Origin of the sequence: Promicromonospora sp. NPDC059942, assembly GCF_042731755.1 — a bacterium.
Lineage (GTDB): Bacteria > Actinomycetota > Actinomycetes > Actinomycetales > Cellulomonadaceae > Promicromonospora.
The window spans coordinates 38,636-55,888 of sequence record NZ_JBHWLR010000028.1; the positions used below are offsets into that span (position 1 = coordinate 38,636).

At 74.0% G+C, this 17,253-nt stretch carries 17 protein-coding genes; 8 read left to right on the top strand and 9 right to left on the bottom strand.

Annotation, left to right across the window (positions count from 1 at the left end):
* Nucleotides 1-65: 65 nt before the first annotated feature.
* Nucleotides 66-458 (top strand): BlaI/MecI/CopY family transcriptional regulator, encoded by a 393-nt coding sequence (locus ACFV9Q_RS26970; protein ID WP_377228274.1) that lies wholly within the window; start codon nt 66-68, stop codon nt 456-458.
* 474 nt (nt 459-932) lie between these two features.
* Here the strand turns inward: ACFV9Q_RS26970 and ACFV9Q_RS26975 are convergent, their stop codons facing one another.
* Nucleotides 933-1,811 (bottom strand): DUF5134 domain-containing protein, encoded by an 879-nt coding sequence (locus tag ACFV9Q_RS26975; protein WP_377236983.1) that lies wholly within the window; start codon nt 1,809-1,811, stop codon nt 933-935.
* A 117-nt stretch (nt 1,812-1,928) separates the two neighbouring features.
* Here ACFV9Q_RS26975 and ACFV9Q_RS26980 point away from each other — a divergent pair, with 117 nt between their 5' ends.
* Nucleotides 1,929-2,141: a heavy-metal-associated domain-containing protein gene (locus ACFV9Q_RS26980; protein ID WP_377236984.1), complete on the top strand. Its 213-nt coding sequence runs from the start codon at nt 1,929-1,931 to the stop codon at nt 2,139-2,141.
* Here the strand turns inward: ACFV9Q_RS26980 and ACFV9Q_RS26985 are convergent.
* From ACFV9Q_RS26985 to ACFV9Q_RS27010, 6 genes are all read right to left on the bottom strand, one after another.
* Nucleotides 2,125-3,594, bottom strand: coding sequence for a PepSY-associated TM helix domain-containing protein (locus ACFV9Q_RS26985; protein ID WP_377236985.1), 1,470 nt, complete (start codon nt 3,592-3,594; stop codon nt 2,125-2,127). The genes ACFV9Q_RS26980 and ACFV9Q_RS26985 overlap by 17 nt on opposite strands.
* A 13-nt stretch (nt 3,595-3,607) precedes the next feature.
* Nucleotides 3,608-4,831 (bottom strand): Dyp-type peroxidase, encoded by a 1,224-nt coding sequence (locus ACFV9Q_RS26990; RefSeq protein WP_377236986.1) that lies wholly within the window; start codon nt 4,829-4,831, stop codon nt 3,608-3,610.
* Nucleotides 4,831-5,457 carry a copper chaperone PCu(A)C gene (locus ACFV9Q_RS26995; RefSeq protein WP_377236987.1) on the bottom strand — a complete coding sequence of 209 codons (627 nt, stop codon included), beginning with the start codon at nt 5,455-5,457 and terminating at the stop codon, nt 4,831-4,833. The genes ACFV9Q_RS26990 and ACFV9Q_RS26995 overlap by 1 nt, the downstream gene beginning before the upstream one ends.
* 11 nt (nt 5,458-5,468) lie before the next feature.
* Nucleotides 5,469-6,134, bottom strand: a complete 666-nt coding sequence (locus ACFV9Q_RS27000; protein ID WP_377236988.1) for a copper resistance protein CopC — start codon at nt 6,132-6,134, stop codon at nt 5,469-5,471.
* 138 nt (nt 6,135-6,272) lie between these two features.
* Complete coding sequence (locus ACFV9Q_RS27005) at nt 6,273-6,917, bottom strand: hypothetical protein (RefSeq protein WP_377236989.1); 645 nt, start codon at nt 6,915-6,917, stop codon at nt 6,273-6,275.
* Between the two features lie 102 nt (nt 6,918-7,019).
* The gene (locus tag ACFV9Q_RS27010) at nt 7,020-7,631 is read right to left on the bottom strand and encodes a TetR/AcrR family transcriptional regulator (RefSeq protein ID WP_377236990.1); all 612 of its coding nucleotides are present in this window, start codon (nt 7,629-7,631) and stop codon (nt 7,020-7,022) included.
* Nucleotides 7,632-7,776: 145 nt separating this feature from the next.
* Between ACFV9Q_RS27010 and ACFV9Q_RS27015 the strand changes: the two genes are divergently transcribed.
* Nucleotides 7,777-8,637: an alpha/beta hydrolase gene (locus ACFV9Q_RS27015; protein ID WP_377236991.1), complete on the top strand. Its 861-nt coding sequence runs from the start codon at nt 7,777-7,779 to the stop codon at nt 8,635-8,637.
* Between the two features lie 20 nt (nt 8,638-8,657).
* The gene (locus tag ACFV9Q_RS27020; protein WP_377236992.1) at nt 8,658-9,386 is read left to right on the top strand and encodes an aminotransferase class IV; all 729 of its coding nucleotides are present in this window, start codon (nt 8,658-8,660) and stop codon (nt 9,384-9,386) included.
* A gap of 307 nt (nt 9,387-9,693) precedes the next feature.
* Here ACFV9Q_RS27020 and ACFV9Q_RS27025 read toward each other — a convergent pair whose 3' ends face one another.
* Nucleotides 9,694-10,155 carry a winged helix-turn-helix transcriptional regulator gene (locus tag ACFV9Q_RS27025; protein WP_377236993.1) on the bottom strand — a complete coding sequence of 154 codons (462 nt, stop codon included), beginning with the start codon at nt 10,153-10,155 and terminating at the stop codon, nt 9,694-9,696.
* Between the two features lie 70 nt (nt 10,156-10,225).
* Here ACFV9Q_RS27025 and ACFV9Q_RS27030 point away from each other — a divergent pair, with 70 nt between their 5' ends.
* The gene (locus ACFV9Q_RS27030; protein WP_377236994.1) at nt 10,226-11,635 is read left to right on the top strand and encodes an MFS transporter; all 1,410 of its coding nucleotides are present in this window, start codon (nt 10,226-10,228) and stop codon (nt 11,633-11,635) included.
* Nucleotides 11,636-11,675: 40 nt separating this feature from the next.
* Here the strand turns inward: ACFV9Q_RS27030 and ACFV9Q_RS27035 are convergent, their stop codons facing one another.
* Nucleotides 11,676-12,521 carry an alpha/beta fold hydrolase gene (locus ACFV9Q_RS27035; protein ID WP_377228288.1) on the bottom strand — a complete coding sequence of 282 codons (846 nt, stop codon included), beginning with the start codon at nt 12,519-12,521 and terminating at the stop codon, nt 11,676-11,678.
* A 110-nt stretch (nt 12,522-12,631) separates the two neighbouring features.
* On the opposite strand from ACFV9Q_RS27035, the gene ACFV9Q_RS27040 reads away from it, so the two are divergent.
* The 3 genes from ACFV9Q_RS27040 to ACFV9Q_RS27050 all read left to right on the top strand — a co-directional run bounded on the left by ACFV9Q_RS27040 (nt 12,632) and on the right by ACFV9Q_RS27050 (nt 17,223).
* Nucleotides 12,632-15,379 carry an AAA family ATPase gene (locus tag ACFV9Q_RS27040; protein WP_377236995.1) on the top strand — a complete coding sequence of 916 codons (2,748 nt, stop codon included), beginning with the start codon at nt 12,632-12,634 and terminating at the stop codon, nt 15,377-15,379.
* A gap of 105 nt (nt 15,380-15,484) precedes the next feature.
* Nucleotides 15,485-16,309, top strand: a complete 825-nt coding sequence (locus tag ACFV9Q_RS27045) for an alpha/beta fold hydrolase (protein ID WP_377236996.1) — start codon at nt 15,485-15,487, stop codon at nt 16,307-16,309.
* An 89-nt stretch (nt 16,310-16,398) separates the two neighbouring features.
* Complete coding sequence (locus ACFV9Q_RS27050) at nt 16,399-17,223, top strand: alpha/beta hydrolase (protein ID WP_377236997.1); 825 nt, start codon at nt 16,399-16,401, stop codon at nt 17,221-17,223.
* Nucleotides 17,224-17,253 lie beyond the last annotated feature (30 nt).

A 17,253-nucleotide genomic window follows, 5' to 3' on the forward strand; every position in this document is an offset into this window, starting at 1 on the left:
AAAGGTGGCTGTCCACTCACCGGTGGGCGGCCACCTTTGCAGTATGGTCCTGCCAGGAGGGCACTATGTCAGGCAGGACTCGCGCACGCGGACAGCTCGAGGCGGAGGTCATGCGCATCCTCTGGGACCACGAGGACGCGATCGGGGCACGAGCGATCCAGGAGGGGTTCCGGGACGAGCACGTCCCGGCCTACACCACGCTCCTGACGGTGCTCGACCGCCTGGAGAAGAAGGGCGAGGTGGTCCGCATCGCCGCCTCCCCCCGCAAGGTCCGGTTCCGGCCCACCCGGTCCGACGGCGAGCGCGCCGGCGCCGCGATGCTCTCCGCGCTGGAGGGCACGGGCGACCGCGAGGGAGCCCTGCTCCGGTTCGCCGACCACCTGACCGCCCGGGACGCCGAGATGCTGCAGCGCGCGCTGCGCCCCAAGCAGCCCACCGGACGACGCCGCGCGGGCTGACCGCGACCCGGCCCCTCACGACACCTGCCCCGCCGCACGGGTCACGGGATCCGCGAGGACACCGGGACACCGGGACACCGGGACACCGGGACACCGGGACACCGGGACACCGGGACACCGGGACACCGGGACACCGGGACACCGGGACACCAAATCATCTAGTCATGCCGTGTACCAAGGTGCACTCTTGTGAGGGGCGTCGGGACACGTGAATTCCGTTCGGCTGCGCCCCGGGATCTCTGGCTCCGCAGGACAGTCCAGCTCAGCCGAACTCGCGGGGTCAGGGCCGAACGGAATTCAGCGCAGCCGACCGGTGCTCGTCGGCATCACGTTGCCCCGCGGCGGTTCGTCCGGATTCCTGCCGCACGCCTGGTCCTGGTTGGTTTCCAGTTCGGGCCCGACGCCCAGTTCAGACCCGATGCCCAGCTCAGGCCCGACACCCAGCTCCGACTCAGCCTGTGGGGGCCGAGTCGGTCATCCGGCAAGCATGAGCCCGCACATCGCGGCCGTGCCGAGGCTCATCAGGCCGCCCGCGAGCAGGTCGAGCCCCGCCCGATCGAGGCCGACGCGGTCGGGCCCAGCACTGTCGGGCCCAGCACTGTCGATCCCCGCACAGTCCGGCCCAGCGCAGTCGGGCCCAGCACTGTCGATCCCCGCCCGGCCTATCCCCGCCCGGTCGAGGCCGACGCGGTCCAGGCCCGCGCGGTCCAGGTCGGCGCGGTCGCCCGCCAGCGCACCCGCACGCGCGTGCCGGACCGCCGTGACCAGGAACAGCACGCCCCCGACAACGAGCAGCACGACGAGCACCGTGCCGGAGACGGCCGTCGGGGCATCCAGCGGCATGGTCGGCGCCGGTGGGGCCGCCGCATGCTCGGCCAGGTGACCGGCGGCGTGCCCGCGGTGCCGGGTCATGACCGCGAGCGCCCACACCATCGCGAGCATCATCACGGCGTGCGTCGCCCGGCACCAGGCGCTCTCGTGGTGGCCGACCCGAGGCCCGCCCGCCGACGGCCCGTCAGTCGTCGGACCGTCAGTCGTCAGACCGTCAGGCGTCGGGCCGCCCGCCGTCGCCCCACCATCGACCCGGCGGCTCACGGCGTCCAGGCCGGACCAGCCCGCGGCGGCCGCGAACCAGGCCGCGCCCACGGCGAAGAAGGCGACCTGGGGCAGCGCGGGCAGGCGGACCCACCACGGCCAGACCATGGCCACCATCGCGAGGCCCATGCCCAGGTGGAACAGGTGGCTCGCCGCGGCGAGGGGCCGACGGGCCGCGATCAGTCGCCGGAGCGACCAGGCGCTCAGGACGCCGAAGAGGGCTGTCGCCGCCCACTGCACGGCTGGGTCCGACGTCACTGGCGCCCCCGCGTCCCGAGAAGTTGAAGCGGCCGAACCGCCGCGACAGTACCACATGATGTAGAGATGTTGTACGGTTCTCGGGACCGGGGGCGGACGTGGAGCGGGGTGGTTCCGGTGCGCACGACCGAGCTGTACGTGAACACCGGAACCTGCGAGCACTGCCGGCGCGCCCTCTTCATCGAGCTGTCCGCGGTGCCCGGGGTCTGGCGGGTGCGGATCGACGCGGCGTCGGGGCGGGTCACGTTCCAGACCCTCTCGCCGGTCGACCACACCCGCGTCGCGACGGCCGTCGCCGACGCCGGGTTCGAGGTCAGGGCGTGGCGCTGACCCGCTCCCCGGCCCGCCGCGCCTGCACGAGCCCGACGACGACGTCCACCAGGACGAACGCCACGAGCGTGTACCCGACCAGCGGCAGGAAGGTCCCCACCGTGATCGCGACGGCGGCGACCGCCGCCAGCCCCCACCACGGCGTGCCCTGGAGCACCCCGCGCCGCGGGGCCGCACCGCCCAGCCCGCCCAGCCCGCCCAGCCAGCGCGGCTCGCGCGTGGGCCGCCGCCTCCACCACATGAGGTAGCCGAGCACCACCATCGAGCCGATGCCGAGCGCGAGCACGAACAGCAGGACCTGGTTGACCGTGCCGAGCAGCAGACCCATGTGCAGGTCGATGCCCCAGGTGGTGAGCTTGGCGGGCAGCGGGAAGCTCACGAAGTCGGTCCGGTGCACCACCTGCATCGTGGCCCCGTCGACGGCCACGGAGTCGGCCTCGGTGGGCACGTCGCTCTTGTTCTCCTGCACGGTCCACGCGGTGCCGGCCTCTGCCGGCGGCTTGATCTCTACCTCGTTCGTGTTGACGTTGATGCCCTGGGCCACCGCGAGCACGGCGTCGAACATCGCGGGGTCGACCGCGCCGTCCGCCCCGGAGGCACCGCCCCCGTGCCCTGCGTGCTCGTCCGTCTCGGCGGGTGCGCCGCCCGCCACGCGCGTGTCCAGGGCGGGCGTGGTCCAGCCGAGGGCGCTGCGCAGCTCGCCGACGTTGGCGCCGCCGTACTGGGACCAGGTGATCCCGGTGACCGACAGGAAGAGCGCGCCCAGCACCACGACGGCGCCCACTGCGGTGTGCCAGGACAGCAAGCGCCGGTACCCGGTCTGCCGGCGCTTCGGCCGGACGACGCCGGCGGCCCGCCGGGACGCCCGCAGCCGGCCGATCCACAGGATCAGCCCCGCCACCGCAACGATGCCGAGCCAGGACGCAGCCAGCTCGCTGTAGATCCGCCCCGGATCACCGAGGTGCAGGCTGCGGTGCAGGTTGGAGATCCAGGTGCGCAGCGGCAGCGCGCCGCTGGAGCCGTAGACGGTCAGGTCGCCGCGGACCTCACCGGTCGCGGGGTCGACGAAGATCGCCCGGGACTCGCTGGGGCCCAGGCCGTCCTCGCCGAACATCACGCGGGTGGTGTCGCCGGGTTCGGGCGCGGGGCGGACGGCGGTGAGCACGGCGTCCGCGCCGACCTGGCCCTGGGCGATCTCGACCTGGTCGCCCAGGCTCAGGGCGGTGTCGGCGACCGGGGCGTGCAGCTCCTGGTCGTAGACGACCTGCTCCAGGGCGGGGGTGAGCGCGTAGAGGGCGCCGCTGGTCGCGGCGACCAGGATGAACGGGCCCACGAGGAGGCCCGCGTAGAAGTGCAGCCGCCGCAGCAGCGGGCCGAACCAGGGCGTGCGGCCGCGTGGTGGTGCGGGGTCGGCGGCCGTGGGGACGTCGGAGCCCGTGATCGTGTCGGTCATGTGGGTCCTGCTTTCAGGTGAGGAGGGATTCGCCGATGAATCCGCCCTCGCCGCACCCGGGTGGGATGGCGAAGACGGCCGAGCCGATGGGCACGGTCCATTGGTTGAGCAGGTCGAGCTGGTCCAGGCGGCGCTGGAGGGGGACGAACTGTCGGTCGACGTCCGCCTGGAACGAGACGAAGATCAGGCCCGCGTCGGAGACCTGAGCCCCGGCACCGCCGTCGTCGTAGTTGTAGGCCCTGCGGAAGATCCGCTCGTCCGGGTGCTCGCTGCGCGCGCGGCGCAGGTGCGAGAACTCCGGGATGACGGGGAAGCCGATCGCGGTGGTGGCCGTGAAGTCGGGTTCGTCGAACTCGTCCGTGCCGGTCAGCGGCGCGCCGTTCGACAGGGTCCGGCCCACCGCCTGCTCCCGCCCGCCCCGGTCGAGCTCGTCCCACGTGTCCAGGTCCATGCGGATGCGCCGCACCACCATGCCGGTGCCGCCGGCGAGCCAGCCGTCACCGGACCAGACCACGCGGTCGAAGTCGGTGGTGCCCGGGGCCGGGTTGGTGGTCCCGTCGACCTGGCCGAACAGGTTCCGCATGGTCGTGCCCGGCGCGACGGTGCCGTGCGCGCGCCGGAACCCCTGCTGGGTCCAGCGGACGGACGCGAAGCTGCGGACGTCCTTGAGCAGCATGCGCGAGGCGTGGGCGACCGTCAGCGGGTCGTCGGCCGCGACCTGGAGCAGCAGGTCGCCGTCGCCGAGCCCGGGCTCCAGCCGGTCGATCCCGAACAACGGGAGCGGCCGCAGCCAGTCCGGGCCGGCGCCGCCCGCCCGCTCGACGAACCGCGGCCCGAACCCGAACGTCACCGTGAGCCGGGCCGGGGCGACGGCCAGCTCCGGCTCGGAGTCCGCGAGCGCCGGGGCGCCCTGGGTCAGCCGGGCGGCGTCGTCGGTGAGGATGCGCATCATCCGGGTCAGGTCCGCGCGGTCCGTGCCGTCGTGCAGGTCGAGCGCGACGAAGAGCCCGTGCGCCTGGGCTGCGGTGTCGATCCCCGCCTGGTGCACGCCGTGGAAGGGCACGGTCAGGTCGCCGTTCAGCGGCGCCGACGGCGGTTCCTCGGCGGAGGCGTTCAGCGCGGTGTCGGCACCGATCGCGGCGGCCGCGCCGACGCCGGCGACAGCTCCCCCGAGGAGGAACTGTCGCCGGGTCGACCCCGACCGCGCGGTGCGCGCACCGTGGTCAGGCGCGGTCATCAGCCGTCCGTGCCCGTGCCATCGGTCTCGCCCATGCCCGTGCCGTCGGCGTCGCCCGCGTCCGAGCCCATGTCCATGCCCGCGTCCGACCCCGCGTCCCCGCCCACGTAGTTCTCGTTCGCCCCGGAGTAGTCCTTGACGGGCGCCGTGAACTCGTACGTCGAGTCGTCGGAGAAGGTGAGCGTGAACGTGACCTCGTCGCCCGCCTCCAGCGGGTCGGTGAGGTCCATGAGCATGAGGTGGCTGCCGCCCGGTTCGAGCGTCAGCGTGTCGCCGGCGGGGACGACGAACCCGCCGTCGATCTCCCGCATGACCAGCTCACCGGTCTCGTTCTCCACGGTCTCGTGGAGCTCCAGCATCGAGGACGCCGAGGTGGTCGCCGAGACGACCGTGACGTCCTGCGCGCCGGAGTTGGTCAGCCCGCCGAACGCGGCGGACATCCCGGAGTCGGCGGCCTTGACCCACGCGTCGGTCAGGGTCACGCCCTGGGCGGCGAGCGCGGCGGAGCCGCCGCCGTCGTCCGCGGCGTCCGCGGTGGCGCAGCCCGCCAGGGCCAACGCGGCGAGGACGACGCCGAGCCCGGCGGTGGTGGTCCTGGTGCGACGGATGGTCGGTCGGTTGTTCACAGAAGTACCTCTCACAGGGTTCCCGACGCGTCGGGGGTGTTCCCGGCGTCGTCGGAGCCGCGCGCATCGCTGCGGCGGCGGAGAAAGTGGACGAGCGCGAACAGGGCCGCCGCGACGGCGGCCCCGCCCGCACCGACGAGGACGACCCGCCAGGGCCCCTCGTCCTTCTGTGCGGTCTGGTTCTGCGTGCTGCTCTGTGTGGTTGCGCCCGGGGCGGCTTCCCCCGACGTCGGTTCGTCCGCCGCACCCGCGGCGTCGTCCCCGGCGCCGTCCGGCGAGGAACCGGATCCCGCCCCCGGCTCCTCGCCGACGCCGACGGCGAACGGGACGATCCCCGTGATGGGGTGCCCGTCCGAGGACACGACTCGCCAGCGGATCTCGTAGCCGCCGTCCGGCAGCCCGGGATCCAGGACCGCCGTGACGGTGGCACCGTCGATCACGGGAGCGTCGGACACCCAGTCGGTGCCGTCGCCGTCGGAGACGACGACGGCGGCGCCCATGTCCAGCACGTCGGCCGAGTACGTCAGGGACACCGTGTCCGGTGCTCCCTTCAGCGTCTCGTCGGACGCCGGATCGCTGGAGACCAGCTTGTCGTGGGCGGACGCGGGGGCAGCGGTCGCGAACAGCGCGACGACGACCACCGCGAGCCCGGCCACGAGGGGACGGGTTCGGGGCATGAAGGGACCTCTCCTCGGACGTCAGGGATCGACGTCGGCACACACGGGGACGCACGCGTCCCCGCCCGCCGCGCAGGGGAAACCCACGCGGCGAGCACGGAACAGCCCGCGGGCACACGTGCGCCCGCGGGGCAGAGCTCAGACCGCGTGCGGTGCGGGAGGTCCCCTCCGGAGCAGGGGGGTGAGGCGGGGGCCCGGGTGGAGCGGGCGGAAGGCCTCGGCGGGCACGCCCGAGCGGGCGGGCGCCACGAAGGACGTCGGACGGGCGAGGACGGGCCACGCGCGCAACAGCCAGGCCGCCGCGCGGGCGCCGAGCTCGCGCAGGCGCCGCAGGAGCAGCTCCCCGCGGTGCAGGACGACGACGGTGACCGCCGCCGCGATCCCGTGCCAGAGCCACATCTGCGGCCCGCCGTGCAGCAGCTCCATCGGCACCGGTGCGCCCGACGCGGTCAGCGGGGCCATGTCCCCGTGCCCGCCGTGGGCCCCGTGCGGGTTCGCGACGGACCCCAGCGCGCCGGCCGGGGTGCCGAGCTGGAAGAGCAGGTGGAACAGGAGCTGGCTCGCCGCGACCGACACCGACAGGCGCGGCAGGGTGAGCCGGCGGGCGACCAGGGCCGTGCAGACGGGGAGGGAGAGCACCCACGGCACGAGGATGCCGAGCCAGCCGGGCAGGTCCCCGCCGCCGGCGAGGTGCGAGGCGAGGGCCACGAGGGTTGCCGCCGACGCCGCGAGGACGCCGCGCACTCCGCGCGCGGTCCCCCGTCCTGCGTCGGGTGCGTTCATCAGGCCGTTCCCCCTCGTGACGGTCGTGCGACGGACGCCAGGATATGGGTCAAAGCTCGGCAAAGGGAAGTCCGGTATGTGGCTTGCCGGACGCGTCGTGCCCTACGCCGCCGGGTCCAGCCCCGCCGCCTGGCGGGCGGCGCTCACGAACGCCACGCGCACGTTGTCCCAGCCGTCGAGGTAGCCGCCGACCAGCGCGGCGTCGCGCAGCAGCACGAGCTGCCCGGCGCGGGTCACGGCGTCGTCGACCCCGGCGGCGGTGAGGGCGTCCTCGAGCGCGCCCCGGAACCAGGCGCGGTGCGTGTCGACTGCGCGCCGCACCCCGCTGTCGGCGTCGGGGTACTCAGCGGCGGCGTTGATGAAGGGGCAGCCGCGGGTGTGGTGCCGCGCGACGTCCTCGGCGATGCCCTGGATGATCAGCCCGACGAGCTCGACCGGGTCGTCGGTGGCGCCCTGGGCGCCGTCGAGCGCGGCGCGCAGGTTCGTGTCCTCCACGCCGAGGTAGGCCTCGACCAGGTCCTCCTTGCCCGGGAAGTGCCGGTAGAACGTGGCCCGCGTGACGCCGGCTGCCGCGACGATGCGGTCCACCCCCACCACGTGGATGCCCTCGGCGTAGAACAGCTCGGACGCGGTCCGCAGCAGGCGTTCGCGCGCCTCGGAGCCTCCTTCGGCGGTCTTGCGAGGTGCGCGGGAGGCAGTGGATCTGGGTGCCATGTCTTTGAGCATAGAACGATCTTTCTCGTGGGGCGTTGACGCCGGCCGGGTGCGGGCGTACCTTTCTGGAATAACAGAGAAAGAACGATCGTTCTTCCTGTCGACGGACCGGGGAGCCCGGCCCACCGAACCTGAGGAGCCCGCCATGAACGCCACCCCCGACACCACCGGCAACGTCACCGGAACCACCCCGGAGAAGCGGCCGATCGTCCTGGTCCACGGCCTCTGGATGACGCCCGCGAGCTGGGACACCTGGGCCGAGCGCTTCCGCGCCGCGGGCCACGAGGTGATCGTCCCGGGCTGGCCCGGCATCGACGACCGCAGCGTGCAGGACATCCGCAGCAACCCCGCGGCCCTGCGCGGCGTCGGCCTCAAGGAGATCACCGACCACTACGAGCGCATCATCCGCGCCCTGCCGGTGAAGCCGATCATCATGGGCCACTCGTTCGGCGGCGTCATCACCCAGATGCTGGCCGACCGCGGCCTCGGCGCCGCCTACGTCGGCGTCGCCCCCGCGCAGACCGCCGGCATCAGCGTGCTGCCGCTGTCCACGCTGCGCACCGGCCTGCCGATCCTGTCCAACCCGTTCGGCCGCAACGGCGCCAAGCCGCTGTCGAAGGGGCACTTCCACTTCACGTTCGGCAACGACCTGAACCGCGCCTCGTCGGACGTCCTCTGGGAGCAGTCCGCCGTCCCGTCCTACAACCGGGTCCTCTTCGAGGGCGTCGCGTCGACGATGAACGAGAAGACCGGCGTCACCCACGTCGACTACGCCCGCGCCGACCGCGCGCCGCTCCTGGTGATCACCGGCGACATCGACCACGTGGCCCCGCCGGCCATCGGCAAGGCGATCGTGGCCAAGTACAACGGCACCGGCAGCCCCGCCGTCGTCGAGTACAAGGAGTACGCGGGCCGCACGCACCGGCTCGTCTCCCAGCCGGGCTGGGAGGAGATCGCGGACCACGCCCTGACCTGGGCCACGTCCCACGCCGCCGTCACCGCCTGACGGCGGGCTAGGGTCCGAGGGTGCGCATCGAGACCGACGGCCGCCCCGCCGCACCCACGGACCTGTTCAGCACCTACGGCCACTTCACGGCCATGCAGGTGCGCGACGGCGGGGTCCAGGGCCTGGCCCACCACCTGACCCGCCTCGACGAGGCGCACCGCGAGCTGTTCGACCGCCCGCTGGAGGCGGACCGGGTCCGCGGCCTGGTGCGGCACGCCCTGGACGGCACGCCGGACGCCTCGGTACGGGTGGTCCTGCGCCACGCCGAGCACGTGGTGGTCACGGTCGCCGAGCCGCACCACGCGCCCGTCGCGCCGCAGCGGCTGCGGTCGGTCCCGTACCTGCGGCCGTTCGCGCACCTCAAGCACCTGGGCGGGTTCGCCCAGCTCGAGTGGGCCCGCCGGGTCGGCCTCGACGGGTACGACGACGCCCTGCTCACCACGCCGGACGGCGTCGTCGCTGAGTCCTCGATCGCCAACATCGGCTTCCTGGAGCCCGACGGCTCCGTCGTCTGGCCGGAGGCCCCCTGGCTCCACGGCACCGCGATGCGCCTGGTCGAGGCCACGACGCCGTCGTCCCGCAGGTTCGTCCCGCTCGCCGACGTCGCCGGCTTCGCCGGGGCGTTCCTCGTCAACTCGATCGGCGTCGTCGCCGTCGCCTCGATCGACGACATCCCGCTGCCCGACGCCGGCCCGCTCCTGACGGGCGTCGTCGACCGCCTGGCCGCGGTCCCGTGGAACCGCATCTGACCGGCCCTCGACCCGGCCCTCGACCTGACCTGGCGGGACGGGACCCGCGGACCCGCGGACCGGCGGACCGGGCCGGACGAAGCGGCCGCGCGGAGGCGTCCGAGTATCCTCCGCCCTCCGGGTAACACGCCCTCAGGTGAGACCGGCCGGGTGCGCTGAACTTCGATCAGCCTGGCCCCGCGCAATCCGGCTGGGCCGAATAATCCGGCTGAGCCGAAGAACCCGGGCCACAGCCGAGCGAAGTTCAGCCCAGCCGACAACCTCCATCCCAGTCGTGTACCCGCCGACGCCAGTTCCCCCGGACCGCTCAGACGCCGACGCTCGCGCCGCCGTTCGCCGTCTCGAACGCCGCGCGGGCCTCGGCGATCTGGTCCTGGTGCTCCTCGGTCCAGGACACCAGCGCCTGGGTCGTCGCGAGCAGCGTGCGGCCCAGCGCGGTGAGCTCGTACTCCACGCGCGGCGGTACCTCGGGGTAGACCGTGCGGCGCACCAGGCCGTCGCGTTCGAGATTGCGCAGCGTCACGGTCAGCATGCGTTTGCTGATGCCGTCGATCTCGCGGCCCAGCTCGCCGAACCGCAGCGTCCTCTCGTCCAGCAGGGCGATGACCAGCAGGGACCACTTGTCGGCGATGCGGTCCAGGATCTGCCGCACCTGGCAGTCCTCGCGGACGTCCCACTGGAACGGGTCGCGGTCCGCCCGGCACTCCGCCAGCTCCGTGGCGGTTACCTCGAGGGAACCCGGTGACGTCGAAGTGCCTTCTTGTGCCATCCGTCGATCGTGCCCAACGATCGTCATGGTTACAAGTGGTAACCATGAGGACCCGAGCGAGGAGATCTCCGTGACGGACACGAGTGCGGTCGCACGACCGACCACCACGACGCGGACGGGCTGGGGAGTGCTCGCCGTCGTCTGCGGCGCGCTCTTCCTGGAGGGCATCGACATCGCGATGCTCAATGTCGCGGTGCCGGCCATCGCCGCCGACATCGGCCTGGCCACCGCCGACGCGCACTGGGTGATCAGCGCCTACGTGCTGGCCTACGGCGGGTTCATGATCCTCGGCGGCCGCACGGCCGACCTCGTGGGCCGGCGCCGCACCTTCCTGGTCGCCCTCGCGGTGTTCGTCGTGTTCTCCGGCCTGGGCGGCCTGGCCGACGACGCCTGGGTGCTGGTCGTCGCCCGGTTCGTCACCGGGGCCACCGCGGGGTTCATGACGCCGGCGGGCTTCAGCCTGCTGACGACCAGCTACCCCGAGGGCCCGCTGCGCGACCGCGCGCTGGCGATCTACGGGGCCATCGGCGCCGGCGGGTTCACGCTCGGCGTCGTGGCGGGCGGGTTCCTCACCGAGGCGGGCTGGCGCTGGGTGTTCTTCGCGCCGGTGATCGTGGGCGCAGCGCTCTGGGTCGCGGGGCGCCTGCTCATCCGCCCGGACGAGCCCGCCGAGAGGCCGCGCGGCGGGTTCGACGTCGGCGGTGCGGTCACGCTGACGGCCGCGATGGTCACCCTGATCTACGGCGTGGTGGCGGTCGGCGAGGGCGGGCACGTCGTCGCCGGGGTCGCGTCGTTCGTCGCGGCGGCGACGCTGACCGGCGCGTTCGTGCTGATCGAGCGCCGGGCGGCCGACCCGCTGCTCCGGCTCGCCGTGCTGCGCGAGGGCCTCCTGCTGCGCGCGAGCCTCGCGGGGCTGCTGGTGATCGGCGCGTTCTTCTCGTTCCAGTTCCTGATCACGCTCTACCTGCAGGAGTACCGCGGGTGGTCGCCCGTCGCGACGGGGCTGGTGTTCGCGGTCATGGGCGCCGACATGATCATCGCGCCGCTGCTCACGCACCGGCTGGTCGCCCGGTTCGGCAACGTGCCCGTGCTCGTGGCCGGGCTGCTGGCCGGCGCCGCGGCGTTCGTCCTGGCGCTGCGCATCGACGGGACCTGGGGCTACCTCGACCTGCTGCCGTCCCTGCTGCTGGTCGCGGTCATGTTCGCGCTGGTCTACGGGCCGCTGACCGCGGCGGCCACGGCGGGCCTGGCCGAGTCGGAGCACGGCGTCGCCGGCGGCGTCGTCTACACGGCGTTCCAGTTCGGCGCCGCGCTGGGCGTCACGGCCGCCACGATCGCGCTGGTCGACGGCCACACCACGGCGGCAGGAGCGGCCGACTACCAGCGCGCCCTGCTGGTCCCGGCCGTCGCCGCGATCCTGGCGCTGGCCCTCGGGATCGCCACCTGGACCCGCGGCCGCCGGACCGCCGTCCGCGCCTGACCCCGGGGCGCGAACCCCGGGACCAGGCGCGGACAGGACGTCAGCTGTTGCGGGCCGCGTCCAGGATGACCTTGGTGACGGCACCCGGCTGGCTGATCATCGCGACGTGCGAGCTCTTGAGCTCGACCGTCGTGGAACCGGCGCGCTCGGCCATGGCACGCTCCGCCTGGGGCGGGATGATCCGGTCGTTCTTGGCCACGATGTACCAGCTCGGGATGTCCTCCCAGGCGGGCGGGCCGGACGGCGTCACGAGCGAGCTCAGCGTCGCCGGGCGCTGGCTGGTGGCCATGACGCGGGCCGTGTCGCGCGGGAGGTCCTGGGCGAACAACCGCGGGTACCACTCGGGGTCGATGTAGGCGTCGGCGTCGTTCTCGGGGGCTCCCGGGTACGGGCGCAGCACCAGGTGGTCGATCACCACGGGCGGCGGGCCGCCGCCGAGCGCGTTGGCGTCGGCCACGGTCTCGCCCTCCGCGAGCGCGAAGGCCGCCACGTAGACCAGGGCCTCGACGTCTTCGTCGCCGGTCGCGGCGTTGGTGATCACGGCGCCGCCGTAGGAGTGGCCCACCAGCACGATCGGCCCCTCGATCGTGTCCAGGAACAGGCGCAGGTACTCGCTGTCCGACGTCGGGCCGCGCAGCGGGTTGGAGAACGCCAGGACCGGGTAACCGCGGTCCTGGAGGCGCTCGGTGACGCCTGACCAGCCGCTGGAGTCGGCGAACGCGCCGTGGACCAGCACGATGGTGGGCTTGTCGTGGTCACCGTGGCCCCCGGAGGAGCCGTGCGTACGGGCCGGCGCGGTGGCGCCGGTCACGGAAGAGAGTGCGAGCAGCGCCGTGGCGAGCGCTGCGACCAGTGCGGTGGGGCGGGTGAAGCGTCTCCTGGTCATCGGTATGTCTCCTGTCGTGGTACGGACACCAAAGATCATCCGCAGCGGGCCGGGTGATATGGACCACGTGAACCACGTAGTCCCTCGCCGTCGGCCCTACCGTGGGGCGCATGGAAACCGCCGCCGCCCCCGTGGGGCGCGACGAGGAGCTGCGCCGGCTGGCCACGCTGCTCGGCGGTGCGCGCAACGGCCGCGGCGGATCGCTGCTGGTCCTGGGCGAGCCGGGCATCGGCAAGACCTGCCTGCTGACCGCGGCGACGCGGGCGCCGGGCCTCGCCACGATCCGCCTGGACGGGTACGAGTCGGAGTCGACCATCCCGTTCGCGGCCGTGCAGCGGCTCGTCTCCCTGCTCCGCGAGCACTGCGAGAGCCTCCCGGCGCGGCAGCGGCAGGCGGTGCGCGTGGCGTCCGGTCAGGCGGACGGGCCGGCCCCGGACCGGTTCCTGGTGGGCCTCGGCGTGCTCGGGCTCCTCGCCGCCGCCGGGGCCGACACCCCGGTGGTGTGCGTGGTCGACGACGCGCACCTGATCGACGCCGAGAGCCTGGACGCCCTCGCCTTCGTGGCGCGGCGCCTCGCGGTCGAGAACGTGGCGGTGGTCTTCGCGGCCCGGGACGACGGCGGGTTCGCCGACCGGATGGGCGGCGTGCCGCGGCTCGGCCTCACGGGCCTCGACCCCGAGGCGGCGGCGCAGCTGCTGAACCGGTCGGCGGAGCGGCCGCTGGCGCCGTCGGCGGCCGCCGCCATCGCCCGCGCGACGGGCGGCAACCCGCTGGCCCTGATCGACCTGGCGGGCGATGCCCTGGTGCACGAGCTCCCGGACCTGGGCCTCGCCGGCGCGCCGGTGCCCGTCGGCCGGCACCTGGAGGAGCACTACGTGCGGCAGGTGCGGCGGGCCGACCCGCGCGTGCAGACCTGGGTGCTGCTGGCCGCGGCGGACTCGACCGGGAACATCGACCTGGTGACCGCGGCGGCCGCCGACGTGGGCCTGGGACCCGACGACGGCGACCGCGCCGAGGTGGCGGGTCTGGTGGAGCTCCAGCCCGTCGTGCGGTTCCGGCACCCGCTGGTGCGGTCCGCCGTCTACAACGCCGCGCCCGGCGCGGAGCTGCGCCGGATGCACGGGGCGCTCGCCCGGGCGGCCGAGGGCCTCGGCATGGTCGAGACCGAGGCCTGGCACGCCGCGCGCGCCGTGCTGGGCACGGACCCCGCCGTCGCCGACCGGCTGGCGCACACCGCGGACCTGGCCGCGCGGCGCGGCGGACTCGCCTCGCGCGCGACCATCCTGACGCGGGCCGCCGAGCTGACCGCACCCGGCCCGGTCCGCGACGCGCGGCAGGTCGGCGCGGCCGAGGCCGCGCTGGCCGTGGGCGCGGCGCACGTGGCCCAGCGGCTCGTGGGCGAGATCGACCTGGCCGCCGTGGACCCCGTGACGCGGGGCCGCGCGCTGACGGTGCGCACCGCGCTCAGCCTGTTCACCGCCGACGCCGAGGGGGTGCGTGGCGCCACCGCGGCGCACCTGCGCGCCGCCGACGCGTTCCACGGGCAGGACGCCGAGCGGGAGCAGGTGGCGCTCCTGCGGGCGTTCGAGAGCTGCTGCACGGCCGACCGGCTGATGAGCGGGGTCACCCAGGCGGAGCTGGGCCGGCGGCTGAAGGCCGGCGCCGACCTGGCCGACGGCCCGACGTCGGACATCCTGCGGGGGCTGGGCGCCATCGTGCTCGACCCGTACCCGCGGGCCGTGGCCCCGGCGCGCGCGGCCCTGGCCGCGATCCTCGCGCTCCCCGACGACCTGATGATGCACATGGGCACGGCCATCGCGTCGCTCGGCACGTTCCTCTGGGACGACGCCGGGCGGGCCGCCGCGCTCGACCGCGCGGCCCAGGCGGCGCGCGACTCCGGGGCGCTGCAGGTGCTCGACACGCTGCTGTGGGTGATGGCGCTCTCGGAGCTGTGGGGCGGCACCCTGCGGCGGGCCGGCGCGTACGACGAGCTGGTGCGCGAGGTGCGGCGGGCCATGGGGTGGGACGCCGAGAACGTGCCCAACGTCGCCGTCCTGGCGTGGGGCGGTGCGCCCCGCGACGTCGTCCGGGCGATCGCCGACGGCGCCGCCGCCACGGGCTTCGGCGGGGTCGAGGCCTCCGCCGTCGCGTCGCTCGCGGTCCGTGACCTCGCGGAGGGCGCCTACCAGGACGCGTACGAGCGGCTCAGCCCGCTGATCGCCGACCCGTTCCTGCAGGTCACACCCGACCAGTACCAGGACTACGTCGAGGCGGCGGCACGCAGCGGGCACCCCGAGGAGGCGACGCGGGTCGCCGGGCTGCTGGCCTCCCTGGCGGAGACGAACGGCTCGCCCTGGTGCCGCGGCGTCGCCGAGCGGGCGCTGGCGCTGGCGGGGACGGACGAGGACGCCGAGCGGCACCACGTCGCCTCGGTCGAGGCCCTGGGCGGCACCGGGGCCGAGATGGACCTGGCCCGGGCCCACCTGGTCTACGGCGAGTGGCTGCGCCGGGCCCGGCGCCGGCGGGACGCGGCCGAGCAGCTCCGGCTCGCCCTGGCGCACTTCCACCACAGCGGTGCCGAGCTGTTCGTCGCCCGGACGGTCGCGGAGCTGGCGGCCGTGGGCGCCTCGGGGGACATCGACGTGCCACCGCGGCGGTTCGGCCTGACGGCGCAGGAGCACACCGTCGCGCGGCTCGCCTCGTCCGGCCACACCAACCCCGAGATCGCGGCGAACCTGTTCATCAGCCCCAGCACGGTCGACTACCACCTGCGCAAGGTGTTCCAGAAGCTCGGCGTCACGTCGCGGCGGCAGCTCGCCGACCGGCTGGCGGCCCCGCCCCGCCCCGCCACGTCGTAGCCCAGGTCACGGGCCCGCGACGGACTACGCGGTTCGCGTGGTCCGCGCGCACCGGGCGCGGCGGCAAGGTCGAGGTCCATCACCCGACCGACCGAGGGGGGCCACATGCCTTACGTCACAGCGGACGACGGCGCCGAGATCTTCTACCGGGACTGGGGCATGGACGGTACGCCGGTGCTGCTGAGCCACGGCTGGCCGCTGAGCTCCGACGCATGGGAGGCGGCGGCGCTGTTCCTGGCCGAGCGGGGCCACCGCGTCGTCGCGCACGACCGGCGCGGCCACGGCCGGTCCAGCCAGACCTGGCAGGGCAACGAGATGGACACCTACGCCGACGACCTCGCGGTGCTCATCGACACCCTCGACCTGCGCGACCTCACGCTCGTGGGCCACTCCACCGGCGGCGGCGAGATCGTGCGCTACGTGGGCCGGCACGGCACCGCGCGGGTCGCCAAGCTCGTGCTGGTCTCCGCCGTGCCGCCGCTCATGGTGCGCACCGCCGACAACCCCGAGGGCCTGCCGCCCGAGACCTTCGACGCCATCCGCGCGGGCGAGCGGGCCAACCGGGCCCAGCTCTACCGCGACCTGGCCGACGGCCCGTTCTTCGGGCACAACCGGAACCAGGACGTCGACCAGGGGTTCCGCGACGCGTTCTGGTCGCAGGGCATGGCGACGGGGCACCGCGGCGCCTACGAGTGCATCGCCGCGTTCTCGGCCACGGACTTCCGGCCGGACCTCGCGAAGGTCGACGTGCCGACGCTCGTCATCCACGGCGACGACGACCAGATCGTGCCGTTGGAGGTGGGCGGCAAGCGGTCCGCCGCGCTGGTCGACGACGCCGTCCTGACCGTCTACGAGGGCGCCGCCCACGCCCTGCCCGACACGGAGCGCGAGCGCCTGCACGCCGACCTGCTGGCGTTCATCGACGGCTGACCGGCCGTCCCTCCTGCCCCCGCCGTTCCCGGCTGTTTTGCCGCTGGTCCCGTTGTCCCCGCTGTTCCCGCACCCCGAGGAGCTCTGTCATGAACGCAGCACAACCCGACACCGTCGTCCTGGTCCACGGCCTCTGGATGACCCCGCGCAGCTGGGAGGCGTGGGTCGACCACTACCAGGCCAAGGGCCTGAACGTGGTCACGCCCGGCTACCCCGGCTTCGAGATCGAGGTCGAGGCCCTGCGGGCCGACCCGGACCTCATCGCGAAGCTCACCGTGCCCGAGACGGTGGACCACCTGGCCGGCGTGATCGAGGCGCTGCCGAGCGCGCCGATCATCATCGGCCACTCGTTCGGCGGCACCCTGACGCAGCTCCTGCTCGCCCGGGGGCTCGGCGCGGCGGGCGTGGTGATCGACTCCGCACCGACCGAGGGCGTGCGGGTCAACCCGTTGTCCCAGGCCAGGTCGCTGTTCCCCGCGCTGAAGAACCCCGCCAACCGGCACCGCGCCGTCGGCTTCACGGCCGAGGAGTTCCACTACGCGTTCACCAACACGCTCTCGGAGGAGGAGTCCCGCCAGGTCTGGGAGCGGTACGCCATCCCGGCGCCGGGCCACTGGGTCTGGGAGTACGGCCTGTTCGCCAACTTCAAGCCCGGGCCGCAGGAGACCTTCGTCGACTACGCAGCCGACCGTGCTCCCCTGCTGTTCATCGCCGGCAGCGAGGACCACATCATGCCGCCGTCGGTGAACCGGTCCAACGCCAAGCACTACGACAAGTCGCCCGCGATCACGGAGTACTTCGAGTTCGAGGGCCGCGACCACTGGACGTGCGGCGCGGAGGGCTGGCAGGAGGTGGCGGACCACGCCCTGACGTGGGCGCAGGAGCACGCGTCGTCGTCGGACCCGGTCACCTGACGCAACTCACCTTTGAGGCCCGGGTTTCTT

Bases quoted from the DNA above. Each gene is read 5' to 3' on its own strand.
- ACFV9Q_RS26970 (WP_377228274.1), top strand. From the start codon at position 66: ATGTCAGGCAGGACTCGCGCACGCGGACAGCTCGAGGCGGAGGTCATG.
- ACFV9Q_RS26985 (WP_377236985.1), bottom strand. From the start codon at position 3,594: ATGACCGACACGATCACGGGCTCCGACGTCCCCACGGCCGCCGACCCC.
- ACFV9Q_RS26990 (WP_377236986.1), bottom strand. From the start codon at position 4,831: ATGACCGCGCCTGACCACGGTGCGCGCACCGCGCGGTCGGGGTCGACC.
- ACFV9Q_RS27000 (WP_377236988.1), bottom strand. From the start codon at position 6,134: ATGCCCCGAACCCGTCCCCTCGTGGCCGGGCTCGCGGTGGTCGTCGTC.
- ACFV9Q_RS27005 (WP_377236989.1), bottom strand. From the start codon at position 6,917: ATGAACGCACCCGACGCAGGACGGGGGACCGCGCGCGGAGTGCGCGGC.
- ACFV9Q_RS27010 (WP_377236990.1), bottom strand. From the start codon at position 7,631: ATGGCACCCAGATCCACTGCCTCCCGCGCACCTCGCAAGACCGCCGAA.
- ACFV9Q_RS27015 (WP_377236991.1), top strand. From the start codon at position 7,777: ATGAACGCCACCCCCGACACCACCGGCAACGTCACCGGAACCACCCCG.
- ACFV9Q_RS27025 (WP_377236993.1), bottom strand. From the start codon at position 10,155: ATGGCACAAGAAGGCACTTCGACGTCACCGGGTTCCCTCGAGGTAACC.
- ACFV9Q_RS27035 (WP_377228288.1), bottom strand. From the start codon at position 12,521: ATGACCAGGAGACGCTTCACCCGCCCCACCGCACTGGTCGCAGCGCTC.
- ACFV9Q_RS27040 (WP_377236995.1), top strand. From the start codon at position 12,632: ATGGAAACCGCCGCCGCCCCCGTGGGGCGCGACGAGGAGCTGCGCCGG.
- ACFV9Q_RS27045 (WP_377236996.1), top strand. From the start codon at position 15,485: ATGCCTTACGTCACAGCGGACGACGGCGCCGAGATCTTCTACCGGGAC.
- ACFV9Q_RS27050 (WP_377236997.1), top strand. From the start codon at position 16,399: ATGAACGCAGCACAACCCGACACCGTCGTCCTGGTCCACGGCCTCTGG.